General features: G+C 41.2%; 18 protein-coding genes. 7 read left to right on the top strand and 11 right to left on the bottom strand.

Features of this window, described 5'->3' with window-relative positions:
- From IEW93_RS21980 to IEW93_RS03815, 3 genes are all read left to right on the top strand, one after another.
- A partial coding sequence (locus IEW93_RS21980) for a hypothetical protein (RefSeq protein ID WP_444544628.1) occupies positions 1-374 on the top strand: 374 nt, incomplete at its 5' end.
- Positions 375-543: 169 nt separating this feature from the next.
- Positions 544-1,521: a transposase gene (locus tag IEW93_RS03820; protein ID WP_188737077.1), complete on the top strand. Its 978-nt coding sequence runs from the start codon at positions 544-546 to the stop codon at positions 1,519-1,521.
- A gap of 1,002 nt (positions 1,522-2,523) precedes the next feature.
- Entirely contained in the window at positions 2,524-2,928 is a 405-nt protein-coding gene (locus IEW93_RS03815; RefSeq protein WP_188737075.1) for an NUDIX hydrolase, read from the top strand.
- Here the strand turns inward: IEW93_RS03815 and IEW93_RS03810 are convergent.
- A complete protein-coding gene (locus tag IEW93_RS03810) occupies positions 2,890-3,912 on the bottom strand; it encodes a Gfo/Idh/MocA family protein (RefSeq protein WP_229706590.1) in 1,023 nt (340 codons plus the stop codon). The genes IEW93_RS03815 and IEW93_RS03810 overlap by 39 nt on opposite strands.
- Before the next feature lie 3 nt (positions 3,913-3,915).
- Positions 3,916-4,233, bottom strand: a complete 318-nt coding sequence (locus tag IEW93_RS03805) for a putative quinol monooxygenase (protein ID WP_223417479.1) — start codon at positions 4,231-4,233, stop codon at positions 3,916-3,918.
- A 126-nt stretch (positions 4,234-4,359) separates the two neighbouring features.
- Here IEW93_RS03805 and IEW93_RS03800 point away from each other — a divergent pair, with 126 nt between their 5' ends.
- Both IEW93_RS03800 and IEW93_RS03795 read left to right on the top strand, forming a co-directional pair.
- Entirely contained in the window at positions 4,360-5,238 is an 879-nt protein-coding gene (locus IEW93_RS03800; RefSeq protein WP_188737073.1) for a LysR substrate-binding domain-containing protein, read from the top strand.
- 227 nt (positions 5,239-5,465) lie between these two features.
- Positions 5,466-7,187 (top strand): diguanylate cyclase, encoded by a 1,722-nt coding sequence (locus tag IEW93_RS03795; protein ID WP_188737071.1) that lies wholly within the window; start codon positions 5,466-5,468, stop codon positions 7,185-7,187.
- A gap of 211 nt (positions 7,188-7,398) precedes the next feature.
- Here IEW93_RS03795 and IEW93_RS03790 read toward each other — a convergent pair whose 3' ends face one another.
- From IEW93_RS03790 to IEW93_RS03775, 4 genes are read right to left on the bottom strand one after another with little or no spacing between them, the layout of a single operon-like run.
- Entirely contained in the window at positions 7,399-7,788 is a 390-nt protein-coding gene (locus tag IEW93_RS03790; RefSeq protein ID WP_188737069.1) for a CBS domain-containing protein, read from the bottom strand.
- Positions 7,785-8,135, bottom strand: coding sequence for a P-II family nitrogen regulator (locus IEW93_RS03785; protein WP_188737067.1), 351 nt, complete (start codon positions 8,133-8,135; stop codon positions 7,785-7,787). Before IEW93_RS03785 ends, IEW93_RS03790 begins: the two co-directional genes overlap by 4 nt.
- A 3-nt stretch (positions 8,136-8,138) precedes the next feature.
- Positions 8,139-8,906: a DUF1538 domain-containing protein gene (locus IEW93_RS03780; RefSeq protein ID WP_283104356.1), complete on the bottom strand. Its 768-nt coding sequence runs from the start codon at positions 8,904-8,906 to the stop codon at positions 8,139-8,141.
- Between the two features lie 30 nt (positions 8,907-8,936).
- A complete protein-coding gene (locus IEW93_RS03775) occupies positions 8,937-9,674 on the bottom strand; it encodes a DUF1538 domain-containing protein (RefSeq protein ID WP_188737062.1) in 738 nt (245 codons plus the stop codon).
- A gap of 215 nt (positions 9,675-9,889) precedes the next feature.
- Between IEW93_RS03775 and IEW93_RS03770 the strand changes: the two genes are divergently transcribed.
- Entirely contained in the window at positions 9,890-11,002 is a 1,113-nt protein-coding gene (locus tag IEW93_RS03770) for a TonB family protein (protein ID WP_188737060.1), read from the top strand.
- A 20-nt stretch (positions 11,003-11,022) separates the two neighbouring features.
- Here IEW93_RS03770 and IEW93_RS03765 read toward each other — a convergent pair whose 3' ends face one another.
- The 5 genes from IEW93_RS03765 to IEW93_RS03745 form a co-directional block, all read right to left on the bottom strand.
- Positions 11,023-11,367 (bottom strand): hypothetical protein, encoded by a 345-nt coding sequence (locus IEW93_RS03765; RefSeq protein WP_188737057.1) that lies wholly within the window; start codon positions 11,365-11,367, stop codon positions 11,023-11,025.
- Between the two features lie 308 nt (positions 11,368-11,675).
- Complete coding sequence (locus IEW93_RS03760) at positions 11,676-12,062, bottom strand: CBS domain-containing protein (RefSeq protein ID WP_223420074.1); 387 nt, start codon at positions 12,060-12,062, stop codon at positions 11,676-11,678.
- A gap of 186 nt (positions 12,063-12,248) precedes the next feature.
- Positions 12,249-13,988, bottom strand: a complete 1,740-nt coding sequence (olsF, locus tag IEW93_RS03755; protein WP_188737051.1) for a bifunctional ornithine lipid synthase OlsF — start codon at positions 13,986-13,988, stop codon at positions 12,249-12,251.
- Positions 13,989-14,001: 13 nt separating this feature from the next.
- Positions 14,002-14,901: a UDP-2,3-diacylglucosamine diphosphatase gene (locus IEW93_RS03750; RefSeq protein ID WP_188737049.1), complete on the bottom strand. Its 900-nt coding sequence runs from the start codon at positions 14,899-14,901 to the stop codon at positions 14,002-14,004.
- Positions 14,902-15,112: 211 nt separating this feature from the next.
- The gene (locus IEW93_RS03745) at positions 15,113-16,144 is read right to left on the bottom strand and encodes a Glu/Leu/Phe/Val dehydrogenase dimerization domain-containing protein (protein ID WP_188737046.1); all 1,032 of its coding nucleotides are present in this window, start codon (positions 16,142-16,144) and stop codon (positions 15,113-15,115) included.
- Between the two features lie 278 nt (positions 16,145-16,422).
- On the opposite strand from IEW93_RS03745, the gene IEW93_RS03740 reads away from it, so the two are divergent.
- A complete protein-coding gene (locus IEW93_RS03740) occupies positions 16,423-16,863 on the top strand; it encodes a DUF4826 family protein (RefSeq protein WP_188737044.1) in 441 nt (146 codons plus the stop codon).
- Positions 16,864-16,869: the final 6 nt, after the last annotated feature.

The following is a 16,869-nucleotide window of genomic DNA, read 5'->3' as shown; positions in this document are numbered from 1 at the left end:
CTCATATTTGTGCGATCCGCAGGGACAACGGTAATTTCAAGTTGATGCGAGAATCGATAAAGAAGAAGCTAAAGAGTAAAATTAAGCAGATCAGTGAGGCGTTAATGCAGCACAGACACAAGCCTTTGTATGAAATGGGGTCTTGGGTCAGAAAAGTATTAACGGGCTACTACAACTATTTTGCAATTCCAGGCAATCAAACGAGTATTCAATTATTGCGAACTTGCGTAGGTCGAGCTTGGTTAAAAGCCTTGAGACGTCGAAGCCAGAAAGGAAGAAATTTCAACTGGTACAAGATGCAGAGATGGATAAACCAGTTCAGCCCACACACCAGAGTAAGACACCCGTATCCGAATCAACGCTTTCATCTTTGACTCGATGTAGGAGCCGTATGCGTTAGTAGCGCACGTACGGATCTGTGCCGGAGGCCTGACTTAAATGTATTAAAACTCAATTAAGTTAGGGCTTTACGGCGATTTCTAACTGGCTAAATATTCAACACTGAACTAGGCTTTATTTACCCTTTCCAAACGGTAATTAAAGATGGCCAGACCAAGACAAACTATCGTTAGCCTGGAAGATACACCTTACTACCACTGCTGTTCTCGTGTAGTGCGCAAGGCATTCTTATGTGGAATCGATAAATCTACTGGTGAGAACTTTGAGCATCGGCGGGAGTGGGTTGATTCCCGCATTCTTGAGTTAGCGACTATCTTTGCCATTGATATCTGTGCCTATGCCGTGATGAGCAATCATTTACATGTGGTTATAAAAGTTGATGCTGATAAAGCAAAAAAGTGGTCAGATGAAGAAGTGCTCATTCAATGGCACAAAGGCTTTAAGGGCACGTTACTCACACACAAGTACCTAAAAGAAGAAGACCTTAACCAGTTTGAACTTCAAACGGTTAATGAATGCATTACCGAATACCGTAAGCGCTTAATTGATATCAGTTGGTTTATGCGCTCACTTAGTGAGCCCATTGCCAGAATGGCCAACAAAGAAGATAAGTGCACAGGTCGCTTTTGGGAAGGACGCTTTAAGTCTCAAGCTCTGCTTGACGAAGCCGCAGTTTTAGCCTGTATGGCTTATGTGGATTTAAACCCAGTCAGAGCCAAAATGGCTGCAACCCCTGAAACCTCAGATTACACCAGTATTCAACGTCGAATAAATTCAGCGATGAAAGGCGAGCAACCACCTGAGTTATTACCGTTTGTGGGTAATGAGCGCTTAAACATGCCTAACGGGCTTATGTTCAGCGTTAAAGATTACATTGTACTGGTTGAAGATACCGGTCGTATCATTCGAGAAGATAAGCATGGCGCCATTAGCTCAAGCAGCCAGGACATACTGAATAGACTTAACATCCCCGCAGATAATTGGCTTAAAATCACCACTGAATTTGGTGCATTATTTAAAGGTGCTGTCGGAGCATTACCCGCATTAACCGAATATTGTGAGCATTTAGACCGAAAACGGCGTCAAGGCGCTGCAAATTGTCAGCGCTGGCTGTGCGCTTAAGTCATCATCCCACTTAAATTACAATTCACCTGGCACTTGATAACTATCAAATTTTTCTGCTGTGCCGAATTTCTTTGATGACCATAAATCACTTATTTAACAATGATATTTTAGTTATATCGATTGAAATTGATGAGTTGAGTACATCGAGCGTAACCCTCGCCAAAGCCATGAAAACGAGTTATGTTACTTGTTCAAATAATGGGTGGCTTCGTTTTCCACTTTGTTCAAATAATGGGTGGCTTCGTTTTCCACTTATTCTGTACAGCATTCTCACTCTTACTTATCGTTGCTTTTTATGCGCGCATTTACCGCTAGAAGTGGTTTTACTACCCTGATATTTATAAAGTCGCGGGCTTAACAGTGAAATCTGTACCTAGTGAAATCAGTTCAAAATTATTGACTTTTTTAAACTTCAGGAATAAAGTCAATTTTAGTTAGTAATTGCAGGATTTGAAGGCGTGAGACTCTACAACTCAATGAATTTAAACGACTATTTAACTTGTTTAATTCGAGGGTCTGGGTTCCTCTTTATTACAAGCAAGCTATCCCTCCACAAGATTTAAGACCAAGTGCCAAATCGACAAATCTAAGGCCTTTTATTTTGGCAAAAGATAGGGCTTTAAACCCACGGGTTTCGATTTAATTAAAGCAAGCTATCACTTTGTTACGTGGGGCATTCTAAAGCCAGGCCAGATCGCGAACGTTTTTTTAACAAATTAAGGTCGTTTAATAAACTTCCGTAGTTCGATAAATCTTCATAGTGAGGGTGGTTTCTTGTTCTTCTGAATGCAGGTTAAACATAGAGTTCAAAAAGTAAGCACTCATGCGGTTGCCCTGATTAGAAAGCCGTTGATTATCGATGTCTTTTTGTGGTTTAGTGCATGGCATAGTGATTGACTGTGATAATGTTGTAACCATTATTATCAATAGCTTATTCTCGGATTTATTTTAGTGTTAAGAGTTGATTTAAATCTACCCCCCTCATTTAGGTATAACACCATGGCATTTAATGACTTATTTAGATTGAGCTCGCATGCGGTTATTACCAATGATGCTGGGGAAGTTTTGTTATTAAAAGCGACCTACGGCGATAAGCATTGGGGTTTGCCTGGGGGCGGGCTTGATCCTAACGAAACAATCCATCAAGCTTTAAAACGTGAATGTTTAGAAGAGCTTGGTTGTTATGTTGATATTCAGTATTTATCTGGAGTGTATTTTCACCGTGCTTACCAATCACAAGCGTTTATTTTTCGTTGTGAGTTGCCTAAGGGGGCAAAAATACAGTTAAGTAATGAACACAGTGAATATGCGTTTTTCGCTGTTGCTGAACTGTCCGCTGTGCAGCAACAACGAATTAACGATTGCCTAACGTTTAACGGTCAGGTTTTCAGCGCTGCTTTCTAACGCGGCGTGATGCCAAGCGGTTAACAGGTTCATGATATCGTGCGAGTCTTGCAATTGTGCTAATGGTCTTGGCACGGTGTATTGCTTACTGTCTAGCGCCGCTAATACCGCTTCTACCTGGTAGTAAAAACCATTACCTTTGGCCGCAACGTTAACAACTTCTGCATCTTGCTCATATAACCTCACCGAAAAATGATTCCCCTGAGCTTCTGGCAACCAGGGGTTTGAGGTGAACTCAATACTTCCTAAACTGCCTAGAATGGTAAATCCTGCGTGTAAGCCATAATCTTCAGCTGTGTGTAAATGACACTGCACGCCGTTAGCATAAGTCACAATAGCCGTAGATTCACAAATATTGCCATCTTGCCCGCGTCGGCCAGTGGCTTGCAATTGATATTGCTGGCTGATGTTATTGCCAAACTGTTGTTGCATGACTAACTGCATGAGAGATGCTGGGTAGCAACCAAGATTAAACAGCGCCCCAAGACTGGCCGGATTGACAAATTGGCTGATAGCAGCGCAATACTGACCACGAATGCTCTTGATTTCACCAATAACACCACTTGCAAGTGTTTTACTCAGCTGCTGCATGAAAGGGTGGGCTAAATACATTAAACCTTCAAGAAAAAACACCTTGTTTTGCTTAATTGCATCAAGGCTTGCAATGGTAGATGGCATATCGACCGACAGGGACTTCTCACATAAAATTGCTTTACCCGCATTGGCCGCTTTTATGATGTATTCATGATGTAGGTGATTAGGCAGTGCAATATACACAACATCAACTTTTGGAGAGTTGATTAACGCATCAAAATCAGTGAATTGGTGTGGAATTTGATATTGCGTTGCAAACTCAGCTAATGTTGCCGTGTTACGACCTGCAACAGCATATATTTGGCTTTGGCCTTGGGCTTTTATCGCATCAGCCATGACACCAGAAATAAAGCTGGTACCTAAAATACCCCAGTTAATCATTTTACTCATTGGTTATTCCTCAGTGGCTAGGCGTTGATAATCAAAGGCTTGTTTGAGTTCGGTGAGCCCAGCTTTAATAAAGGCTTGAGTGTGAGGTGCCGCAAAGTGTGCGTCAAAGGCCGCTTGATCATCATAACGCTCCCAAAATACAAATTGCTTGGGGTTCGTTTTGCTTTGTAACGCCATTGCAAGAGAGCAGCCCGGCTCGCTGTTCATGTCGGCACAAAATTGATGTATGGCGGCCATACCTTGTGCTAGTGACACCTCATTTTTTATGTGTATTTCGGCAGTAATAAATACGCCTTGTTGATCCAGTTTATTGTTCATCATCACTCCCATTAACTTTAACCTCATCGTAAACCAGTTAAGCGTCGTGCTAAATGGTCTGCTGGTGTTTACAGAAAACACCACAGGTTTATAATTGTGTGGCATTTGGGCGCAGTCATGAGGTATTGAGTGGATAAGTTAGTGGCGATGCAGGTATTTAGTTATGTGGCAGAGGTTGGTAATTACGGCGATGCAGCACATCAGTTTAATATCAGCCGCACTATGGTTAGCAAACACATTAATCAGTTAGAAGCATATCTTGGTATAAAGTTGATTAATCGCAATACTCGACAGCAATCGCTCACAGAGTCTGGGCGAGTGTATTATCAAGAGTGTAAAACGATATTAGCTGCTATTGCAGCGGCTGAAAACACGTTGCAATTACTTGCTGGTACGCCACGAGGTAGCATAAGTGTCAACGCACCGGTGAGTTTTGGTAATTGTGTATTAGCGCCTATTGTGAATCGATTTTTGCTTCAGTATCCACAAATTGATGTTGAATTACGCTTAGATAATAATTTGATAGATCCGCTGAATAATAATATTGATTTGGTGGTAAGAATTGGAGAACTCCACGACTCAGCTCTCATAGGCCGACATATTATGGATTACGATATGCAATTTTGTGCCTCGCCGCAGTATCTCGCCACGCACCCTATAATCTATTCTCGTGAAGATTTACAAGATCATCAATGCCTCGGTTTTAGCTATTCCACAAATGCTTCTTTGTCTGTAGCGCATCAGCAAATATTTGGTAAACGCCAGTTTAGATTATTGTCAAACAGTGGTTTGGTACTAACGCAAGCTGCAATAGATGGGCTAGGGGTGATATTGCAACCGTCGATAGTTGTTAAAGAGGCCATTGCTGCCGGGCTCTTGATTAACATTGATAATTTAACCCCGCCAGATTCCATGCCGATACATTTATTGTATAAAGATAAAAAATTACCACTTAAAACCCGAACTCTTATTGATTTTATTGTTGCAGAATTAGCCAGGACCTGTTGATTGTTCAAGGTTTTTTTGCACCAAATTGTTGAACATTATTCACATATGCTACTGCTCGGCAGAGACTTTGATGTGTAGTACTTCTATATAAATAGTCGATAACGCAGTAAAAATGGCCCAAGGAAATGCTTGTATTTACTGACACTGAATGGTTAGACAAACATAACATCTGGGGCTAATCTAATATTAAATAAATTGCTAGGGTATTCGCTATTCGACATTTACTGGTGTTACTATTTTTTTGCAGTTTTTACGTTGCAAGTAAACCTGTTGAATTAACAAATGTTGCTGATGAGTTATTCATTAGCCAGCAATTGGCTATTTTACAGGTTACGAGTGGCGATGTGTCGTTTGAAGAAGCACTGAGTCGTTATCGGCAAGGTGATTTTGTCCCAAATCATGGCGGTAAAGTCAGCTTTGGTTTTACTCGTGATGTGATTTGGACTTCTGTGTTAATTAACAATGCATCTAATTTACCCATAAAAAAGTTTTTTTATCTTGATTCAGCCTGGTTAGACAGTGCTAACTTTTACTTTGTTCGGCAAAATAAGTTAGTCGCAAATGTCTTTACCGGTGACACAATTCCTTTTAGTTCGCGTCGCTCTCAAACACGGATGATATCCGAAGCTTATGAGTTTAAGCCTGGCCTAACCCAAGTGTTAATTAGGTTTGAGTCAAAAGACCCGTTATTGATCCCTCTGTATTTGACCACAGAAAAAATGATCCAACGTAATTTAGAAATTAATAATTACTTTTATGGTTTTTTATACGGCGCGTTTTTAATGCTACTGGTGTACAACATTGTACTTTCTGTTAGTTTAAAAGACAGTCGATATATTTATTACTCTTTGTATTTGCTTTCTTTTTTGAGCTTAAATGTTGCTTATACAGGCCATGGTTTTAAATTGTTCTGGCCGGAGGCTTTATTTGTTCAACGTTGGGCTATGATCTTTTTTCTATACTGTTACATTCTTTTTGGCATTGCATTTTGCTTTGAGTTTCTGAAGTTAAAAACCTACTTGCCTCGTGTATATCGCTTGAATCATCTCATTTATGCTTCGCTAATATTGCTTATGTTGGGTGTGTTCATTTATGGCGATCAACTATTGGCGGTGAATATTGGGGTGGCGTTGACCTCGAGTTTAGTGGTTATTTTTATCAGCCTTGGGTTGCTAGCGTTAAAAAATGGCCATGTTATGGTTAAATTTTTTATTCCAGCGGTTTTTCTCGGGGCTGGAGGAGCGGCTTTTTCGGCGGCAACAACCTGGGGGGCTATTCCATACAATACCTTTTTATTTCATGGTATTGAGATAGGTATGTTAATTGAAATGTCGATTTTAGCTTTAGCATTAGCGTTTAATTTAAAAGAGGTTGATAAGGCGCGGATTACCGCAGAAGTCATTGCTCAATATGATCACTTAACAGGCTTGTATAATCGGCGGGCTTTTACTGTTAATGCCACACCGCTTTGGGAGTTGGGCGTAAGGGAGCAAACACCATTTAGCATGATCCTGTTAGATATCGATTGGTTTAAAACCATTAATGATCAATATGGCCATGCAGTAGGAGATTTGGCTCTTAAAACAATTGCTAACACATTAAAACAACATACAAGAAAAAGCGACGTGCTGGCGCGATGGGGCGGTGAAGAGTTTATTTTATTTTTGCCCAATACCTCTAAATTGGCAGCGATGCAATTTGCCAACGATATTCGTGAAAAAATAGCAGCCATTGCGGTATTTCATGAAGGTGGGGTGTTATCTGTCACGGCCAGTTTTGGCGTGGCTGAGTATCATTGCCACATGAAAAAATTAGAAGAACTGATTAAATTGGCTGACAAGGCGTTATATCAGGCCAAAAATAGCGGACGTAATATTGTTTGTGATATTTCAGCCCCTGATACACTGACATCACAACCCCAAGATATGGCTCAGCAGGACGCAGTTTAGCTGTAATCACTTAATGTTTTATATAGTGTTTAAAGCGTTTTACAGGTTACAGATTAAAAACGGGCATTGGTTAAAAAATCCAATGCATAGTGTTAAAACCTTTGTCCGTTATCTTGGCTGGCGGAAATTCTCAACCAACCGTAAACCATGAAACAGCCATTTTTACATTAATTGGGAATTTAGCATTTGCATTATGAAGAGGTCGTGTTGATCATCCCTTTAAGACTATATCGTCATAGGTGACAAACCCAAGAATACTTCCGCTTTCTACAACCGGAGCTTTGTTAATGTTAAAGCGTTCAAAGAGCCTTGCGGTATAGCGCACATCCATATCTGCAGGTACCGAAAACACCGGTTTTATCATAATTTCATAAATGTTAGTTCGCTCTGGTGATTTGTCTTTTGCCAGAACCTTACGGGCGATGTCACTCATTAATACCATACCGTATTCGTCATGCTCATTGCGTTTATCAACGACCAAAATACTGACATTTTTAGTTATGGCCACTTGGATGGCCTCCGCAACAGTGTGCATGCCGTCCACCATAGCGAAGCGGTTATTCATCACATCGCGATTACGGGTAGGGGTTCTACTACTCATATTTGATCCTCAATGTCTTTACTTAATTTTTCTACCTGATGAGCCACACCTACGGCATCTTCAACATCAATTTGAATAGCAATACCTTTACCTGAGTTAGTGTCAAACTCACCAACTGTTGAGATGGTCTCTAAAATATGTCGACACATATGTTCTTCAACTAACCATAAAATGACATCTCGCTGCACATCTAACGTAAGGCCCATAAAGGTTTTCTTTTTTTCTAAGCCTTCACCTCGTGCATGATTAATAACCGTGGCACCAGTGGCACCAGCAAGGCGTGCAGCGTCGAGCACGTTGTCTGTGCAGTCTTCGTCGACAAAAGCGACGATCAGTTTAAAGCGCATAGGTTACTCCTTAATCGCTTTACGTTTAGATAAATAATCAACGATTTGGGCATAACCCATTACGGTGATCATCGGAAATAAGCTGGCAAAGGCGATTAAACCAAAACCATCAATGAGTGGATTTCGGCCTTCAACATTGGTGGCAAGCCCAAGACCTAATGCAGCAACCAGTGGCACGGTGACGGTTGAAGTGGTTACGCCGCCTGAGTCATATGCCAAAGGTACAATCATTTTAGGTGCATAAAAGGTTTGAATAACAACAATCACGTAACCGGCCATAATGTAGTAATGAATGGGATCGCCAACCACAATACGAAAACAGCCTAAGGTAATCCCAATGGCCACTCCAATCGCGACCGAAATACGCAATCCTTGAATACCAATGGTGCCTGCAGACACTTGATTGGCTTTAATGGCTACTGCTATGAGCGACGGCTCGGCAATGGTGGTGCTAAAGCCAATAGCAGCGGCAAACACATATACCCAAAAATAATCTTGCCAAATAAAAGGTGCCTTGCTGCCATTTGGGTGTAAAAACTCGCTGGTGGTTAATTGGTTTGCCATGCTTTCGCCAATGGGGAAGAGTGCGAGCTGTAAACCGACTAAGAAAAAGGTTAATCCTATAATCACATACACAAATCCAAGCAGCACTTTGCGCCACTGGTTTACTGGGCGTTTAAGTACCCCAAGCTGAAAGCCAAACAAAATCACCGCAATGGGGATGACATCGCGGGCTGTAAGTAAAAGTGTCGTGAGCAATTCTTGAAACAAACGCACTCCTAGTTGCGTGGTAACGCGTTATTAATTTAAAAATACCATGCCGTAGATTAATACAAATATCATTGGGCTGAGGCTGGCAAAAGCTATCAATCCAAAACCATCTAACATCGGGTTTCTGCCTTTAATCACACTGGCAAGCCCCACACCTAATGCAGTCACTAAGGGCACTGTAATGGTTGATGTGGTGACGCCACCTGAGTCGTAGGCAATACCAATAATATTGGCCGGGGCAAAGCTGGTGAGGATCATCACTATTATGTAGCCACCAATAATTAAGTAATGAATCGGCCAACCTTTAAGAATACGCACAACCCCAAGCAAAATGGCCAGACCCACCGAAATGGCCACTGTAATTCGCAGTCCCATCGCGTAAGTGCTCATGGCCTGCTCATTGGCCTCAATCGCCCTAGCATTAGCGGCAACTTGTGCCGCTTCGTTAGCCACAGCTGTTAGTGCTGGTTCTGCTAATGTGGTGCCAAATCCCAATGAGAATGAGAAAATCACTAACCAAAAAACACTGCCTTTACGTGCGAGTGCTTCTGCTAATGATTCACCTATGGGGAATAACCCCATTTCTAAACCAAACACAAAAAATGTTAATCCCAAAACAATAAAGACTAAACCAACAAGGATAGAACCCAGCTCTGCAGGCGCTTGATGAAGGACAAATATTTCAAAAAAACTAACAACGAGAATAATAGGAATAAGATCTTTGAAACTGGCTAACATGGCTTGCATCAATTTAGCAATGGCTGACATTGAATCTCCTTGTTAAACCGTTATTAAGGAATACAAATATTGCTGTTTAAAGCACCTTTACTTCAGTTTGACGTAGGTTAGATATTTGGCAACAAATTGATTACAATAATTTTTGGTAACGAGATCTCAGTCATAAAACGGCATTGATGTAGAGCGATCTGATTATCTATTAAGTGATTTGAGTATAGGGAAAACACAAAAAGGAATTGATACCCATGCATACATTTTTACATTTATCGGTGGTGAGTATTTTTGTCAGTCAGATGGCTAATGCTGTACCAACAGATACCGATCCGGCGGGATTCTCACACGCATACCAAGAGTACAACCAGGCTGTTAAAGCCAATAACCAAACAGACATTATCACCTATGCCAGGCAAGCTTATGAACTTGGCGCGGTAAAATTTGGCGTCGATAGCCTTGACAGCGCTAAGTTAGCCATAAACTGGGCTAACGCCATTGTTGAGCAATCGAAGCAAAAAAATAGTGGCAGAGTGGTTCAAGACAATCAGGTGGAAAAAGCTCAGCAATTATTTGAATTTGCATTAGGTGTTTATCGTCAACAGCTTACCGAAAATGACATTGACATCATTGATCCTTTGATTGGTGTCGCACAAACCACAGCTGACGATGCCTATGCCAATAAAGTGTTGTTTGAGGCGATTGAGATTGCCCAAAAGTCGGATCATGAACTCACCGTAGCTGAAGTGAAAACCTTGGCATTTTACCGCTTAACGGGTACTGAGTTTTATACACGAACTGTGAGAAATTTCGCTGTTGATGCTTACGAAATTTATGTCAGCAAGTTACCAGAAAATGCAATAAAGCGTGTTAATGCAACATACCTTTATGGGGCGTTAAATGAAGCAATGGGCAAGCACACAAAAGCAATCGATGCGTTAGTTGAGGTGATAAAACAATATCAAGCATTGCCTTATAGTCATCCGCATGAGCTGCGTGCTCATGCATTATTGGTTGATATTTATCAAAAGCGAGGCCAGAGAGACAAAGCTACTGAGCATTGTGTTGCTATTGGTAAAATGACGCCATGGAGTGAACAACAAGAGCAAACGCCCTTATTTAGAACCCCACCGGATTACCCCATGTCTTATGTATCTCGTGGTAAAAGTGGTTGGGTAAAATTACAATTTACCGTTGATGAGCAAGGTTTTGTTCAATCGCCACAGGTGCTTGAGTCAAAAGGCGGTAGCTTGTTTGAAAAAGAATCAATTGAGGCGCTAAGCCAGTGGCGTTATGCGCCTAAATTTGTCGATGGAAAACCGGCAAAGGGCACTTCTACAGTGCGTTTAGACTTTACCTTAGGCTGATAAGCCACATTGAGTATTGATTAACTTAATAAATACATACTCAACATACCCACACACACAACCACAAAGCCAGATTCGATGATGAACTGGCTTTTTTGTAGCTGTTGTTTACCTTGTTTTAAAATGGTCACCAGTTGATTTTGCTTGTATATACGGCAAGACACTAATGAGGTTTGCGGATCGGTGATGAGTTGAAAACGGCATTTTTTACCGTTGTCGAGTAGCACATCATGCATACTTTGTAAGCCAAAATTAAATTTGCGTGAGACTTCCTTGCCATTAATATACACCCGTTCTAGGCCACACCAATTGCTTGCTTGTAACTCAATATTGTCTTGATTGAGTAGGTAAGAAAATTTAATCATAATGTTTATCCTTCCATATGATAACTGCCTAAATTACCGATACAAACTTTGCGATGTTAAGGTTTTACGTGGTTCGATATCCTTAATACACTAATAAAAGCAGAGCAATGTGACATTTTCCAGCACACAAATATGAACAATTTAATAATTTCACTTATGTTATTGCTGGTTAAAGGAATATTTATTTTTAAAATTTTAGTTGCAAATTAACTGTGATTAGACAGGTGAATGTGATTGCACAGTCAAGTTGCAGTGTGAGTTAGATTGTGTAATTTGTATGTGCTGTTGGGCAATATGATTTGGTAAAATTACGTGCTGCAATATGCCTTAAGTAGATCTTTCCAGGTAATAATACCCACAATGCGATTGTTTTCTAAGACCGGAAGACAGCCAATGTCGTGGTCTAAAATCAGTTTGCTTGCTTGATTAATAGTGCAATGAGGCGCAATGGTAATAGGATGATGACTCATCACTTGATGGACACGTTTTTGAAGGGTTTCGGTATCTCTTATTAACTCAGCCGCAGTCCCGAGGTTAGGACTAAGCGCGCGTAAAAAATCACGGTGAGATAAAATCCCACTCAGCTTGTCATCTTCGTCAAGAACCAACAAATGATGGAAACTAACATTATCGAAAATCTCTTTAGCCAATGACAACCTGTCATCCATATCAATGGTCACAACACGGGTTATCATAATATCTGCGACACAAATATGACGAGAAGTTGATTGCGCTGCTTGATCTGTTGCTTGTGCTAATGGATCTGTCGATGTTGTCATAGGTGACTCCCGCTCATTTATCTTTTTATATCAGATAAATAATAGCGTAACAATCATTTAACGCTCTACAACAACATCGTAATCGGTAAATTAATGGGCAACTTAAGAGGCTATTTGCCCTGCGGGCAAATGACCTGCCAGGTATTTTTGATATTTAATGGGTTTGAGTTGGTGAATATCCACCAAGACTAAGCCATCTATACAATCGCCAAATTCTGGATCAATACCAAAGTCTAAAAATTTAACACCCTGATTGTCGCACAGCTCACCATATTGTTTAAATAACGTGGGGACTGAAACTGCCATATTTGCTAACGTCCGTTTAAGTATTTTAAAGTTTTCTGCGTAGTCGCTACCGCTAAACATCTGCTGTAATTGCTCGATTCTTTGTGGCGTAAATTGATAAGCGTTAAATGAACTGGCTAGCACTTCGTCGGTGGCAAAGTGATGTTGATAGAAAAACACGAGCATTTCTTTTGCCTGCAACGGCATGCTGTCACTTAATGATACCGGGCCAAATAAATAGCGATATTGAGGGTGTTTTACTAAAAATGCACCGATACCTTGCCAAAGGTATTCTAGGCTTCTGCGGCCCCAATATTTGGGTTGTACAAAGCTACGGCCAAGTTCTAATCCCTGGTCGAAATAAGGTGTGAAGCTCTCTTTGTAATCAAACAATGATTGACTATAAAGTGCGTTTTCGCCCACCTTTTCATGTAACTCTTTTGCACTGGCAAAGCGATAGGCTCCAACGATTTCTAAATCATCTTTATCCCATAGTACTAAGTGTAAGTAGTGATTATCGTATTTGTCGGTATCTCTACGTTTGCCCGTTCCTTCACCTACAGCACGAAAAGCGATTTCACGTAAACGGCCAATTTCGCGCATGATGGCGCTACTGTGTTGATGCTTGTACAGGTAGATTTGTTTGTTGTCTTGGGTTTGCCCGAGTAATTCGCATTGAGATAATGCATGCTGTAATTCGCTGCGCTTTTCTGGGTGAGCAATGGCATTTTGAGTGGTAAATAATGGGCTGCGGTTTTTTCCGATCCGATATAAATGGTTTTTAAGCAATTTGACTTTGGTTTTTAACGGGAAATCTTGATTGTTAACCACTTCTTTTGCAATTAATTGCCCGATCCGCACCGGCATCACCTGATCTACTTGCTTGAACATTTCTTTGACTAACAGCAAGGTTGCGAGAGGTTTATATATCATTGATGCGCCATAGAATGTGGCTGAATTTTTTGCATCGACATATATTGGAAGTAGCGGGGCATTGCAGGCGCGTGCCATTTTTAAAAAACCAGAGTGCCAATGCAGATCTGTTACGCCTGTTGGGCGTAAGCGAGACACTTCACCTGATGGGAAGATAAGCACTGCACCTTCATTTTTAAGGTGGTGGTGTATTTCGTCTAAATGCTGCTTTGGCGTACCACCGGTCATATTTCGCACCGGCAGTAAAATTGAGTGCAGTGGTTTAATGGCCATAAGCAATTCATTGGCCACCACTTTAATGTCTGGGCGAACCTGGCTAATGAGTTTGATTAACGCTAACGCATCAAGTGAGCCAATGGGGTGATTGGCATAAATCACAACACGTCCTTCATGGGGGATATTTTCAACTTCGTTATTAGGTACGCTGTAAGTAAAGTTTAAACAGGCAAGAATTTGCTCAACAAAGTCCACTCCCGATAAATGTGCGTGTTCATTGGCTATGTCATTACATTGTTTTTCGTGGAGTAAATAACGCAACATCGCCTTGGTTGGCGTGGCTAACCAGGGTTTGCTGTGCACATTTGGTAGGTTTTTCTCCACCACATTATCAACAGTAAATATCATGACCTTATCCTTTTTATGCAACGTGCTGTTTTTGAGGTGCGATTGGGGTTTCATGCAAATGACTTAGCTCAATACTGGTCACCGTTTCTGCTTGCAGGGTTTGTTCGTTCCATTTGAGCAGTTGAACGTTACCATCGTGGGTTTCTGCAATAAGGGTGCAGTTTTCAACCCAGTCGCCATCATTGGCATAGATAAGATGATGTTGGTTAAGGGTGTGCTGCGACAATTCGGGCTGGTGGATATGGCCGCAAATGACCATGTCGACCTGCTTTTTAGCCGCGTAACGTAAAACGGCATCTCGGTATTGATTAATGGCTTGCTGGGCTTTGTTGACCCTAAGTTTGATGTAACTGGCTAATGACCAATAAGGATAACCCAGGCTGCTTCTTACTGAATGAAGCTGGCGGTTTAACCACAATAATACGTCGTATAAATGATCGCCCAATTTAGCGTAAACACGGCTAACACACACTTGTGAGTCAAACTGATCGCCATGAAGCATCAAAAAGCGTTTGCCATTAATCGATTCATGTATGTGCTGTTTAGCTAATGTTACGCCTCGAAAGTGACTGTCAGCATAGGCTTTAAATGCTTCATCATGATTACCTGGTATGTAAATCACTTGCGTACCGCTGGCTGCCAGCTCAAGTATCTTTTTAATGACCTTGTCGTGACTGTCTGGCCAGTAGACTCTTTTTTTAAGTGCCCATACATCAACAATGTCGCCAACAAGGTATAAATAGTCACATTGGCTATGATTTAAAAAGTGGAGTAAAAATTCAGCCTTACAGTCGATACTGCCAAGGTGAACATCTGATAACCACATTGCATGAAAATGTTGAATTTTCGTTTTGTGGGTTAAATGTGATAAAGGCTGGCGTTGCTGATTACGTTTTTTACTCTGTGAAATCATCTGTCATTTACCCTAATACACAGATTGAGTCAGTGTTAATTAAGAGTAGGGCAGTTATTTGACGATTAAGTGAACGATTTATTGCAGCTTGATTAAGCTTGATCTTAACGTTGCGCTTAGCTTAAGTGCTTTAGCGTTGTGAGAGTTGAGTTATTTTGGGCAATAAAAAAGGGAAATACCTTGGTATTTCCCTTGCCTTAATTAATCTTGTTTATCTTGCCGCATCAATAATGGCTTTGGCCATTTCGTCTGCGACCGAACCTGTGGTGCGATTTTCTGCATCTGCACGGCTAAAGATGGTTAACAAGGTATGATAGATTTGCTCAACTTTTGCTTTAGAGGCGGCAGCGTCATAGTTTTTCTCAAATGACACATTAATAATCCCGCCGGCGTTAATTACATAATCTGGTGCATACAAAATCCCCATTTGCTTAAGTTTTTCGCCGTGGCGTACTTCAGCTAACTGGTTGTTTGCGCAGCCAGCAACAATAGTGGCCTTTAGTAATGGTAATGTGCTGTCGTTTAATGTGGCGCCTAATGCGCAAGGGGCATATACATCGACATCTTGGGTGTAGATGTCTTGTGGGGCGACTACAGTTGCGCCAAACTCGCTTGCAACGCGATCAAGTGATGCTTGATGAATGTCGGTGACAATGAGTTCTGCACCTTCTTCATGCAGATGTTTACACAGGTAATATCCAACGTGTCCGACACCCTGTACTGAGACTTTAATGCCTTTAAGGCTATCAATACCGCGTTGATGTTTAACCGCTGCTTTAATGCCTAAATAAGTGCCTAATGCCGTTAATGGTGATGGGTCGCCTGATTTACCTTCCATGCCGGCAACAAATTCTGTTTCGCGGCTGGCTATCATGATGTCGGATGTTGATACCCCAACGTCTTCTGCTGAATAGTATTTACCCCCTAAACTATTTACAAAACGTCCAAAGGCTAAAAACAAGGCTTCGCGGTCGGTTGTTTTTGGATCGGCGATGATCACGGCTTTACCGCCACCCATCGTTAAGCCTGCAAGTGCATTTTTGTATGTCATGCCGCGCGATAGACGTAACACGTCAGTTAAGGCTTCATCGTCTGATTGATAGTTCCACATACGGCAACCGCCAACGGCTGGACCAAGGTTTGTGTTGTGAACGGCAATAATGGCTTTTAATCCACTTTGCTTATCATGACAAAATACCACTTGTTCGTGTTCATCGAACGAAACATGATTAAATACTGCCACGTGAAATCTCCGCTTGCTGTTTGTAAAAGTAAAGTGATTTACTGAGCGTTTGAGTACATAAGGTACAAACGACTGCTTGTTATATTTATTGCAGCACGATAGCATTTAGCGATACTCTCAACAAAGCATGATTTGGTTATTTTTGTGATTAATGTGGCAATTTAGCTTGCCACTTTACGTAAACGTAAAGTAACTTATGTTTCATCATTGTTTTTGAGATTGAATTTTAGGTTAATTCTTGTTCTAACCTGAAAAATAACAATAAGATAGGAAGTATTATGACTGAAGAAGTTTCAGAGCCAGTAACCGAACCTAAAGTAGATCAAGAAGCGCTGAGACAAGAGTGGGTGCGTACTCAGTTTCAAAAAGCCAATCGCTTTTTAGCTGAAAAAGGTGTGATCTCAAGTAATGTGCTAGCCAGTGAAAGTCGCTATCTTGCGCCTTATTTAGCCATTTGGAAAATGGAATCTAAACAACCTAAAAAACAAACTTTTTGGGTGATGTCAGGTGATTTACCATCAGATTATGTAGACGTTAAAGTGGCGGCAACTGCGCGTGATGCTATTCGTCATTTTTCATTGATGTGGCAGCTCAAAGCTGAAAATCTCCATCAATCTGGCGCCACACGTGATGAGACACAACGAAAATTTGCTCAACTATTGGTTTCTCGTGCTGAAAGCCTGCACAGAATGCATCAAGATGAAAAACTTTGGGGTTAATATTCC

It is taken from the genome of Shewanella inventionis (assembly GCF_014641855.1).
GTDB classification, from domain to species: domain Bacteria; phylum Pseudomonadota; class Gammaproteobacteria; order Enterobacterales; family Shewanellaceae; genus Shewanella; species Shewanella inventionis.
This window is presented reverse-complemented; position numbering and strand designations above follow the sequence as displayed.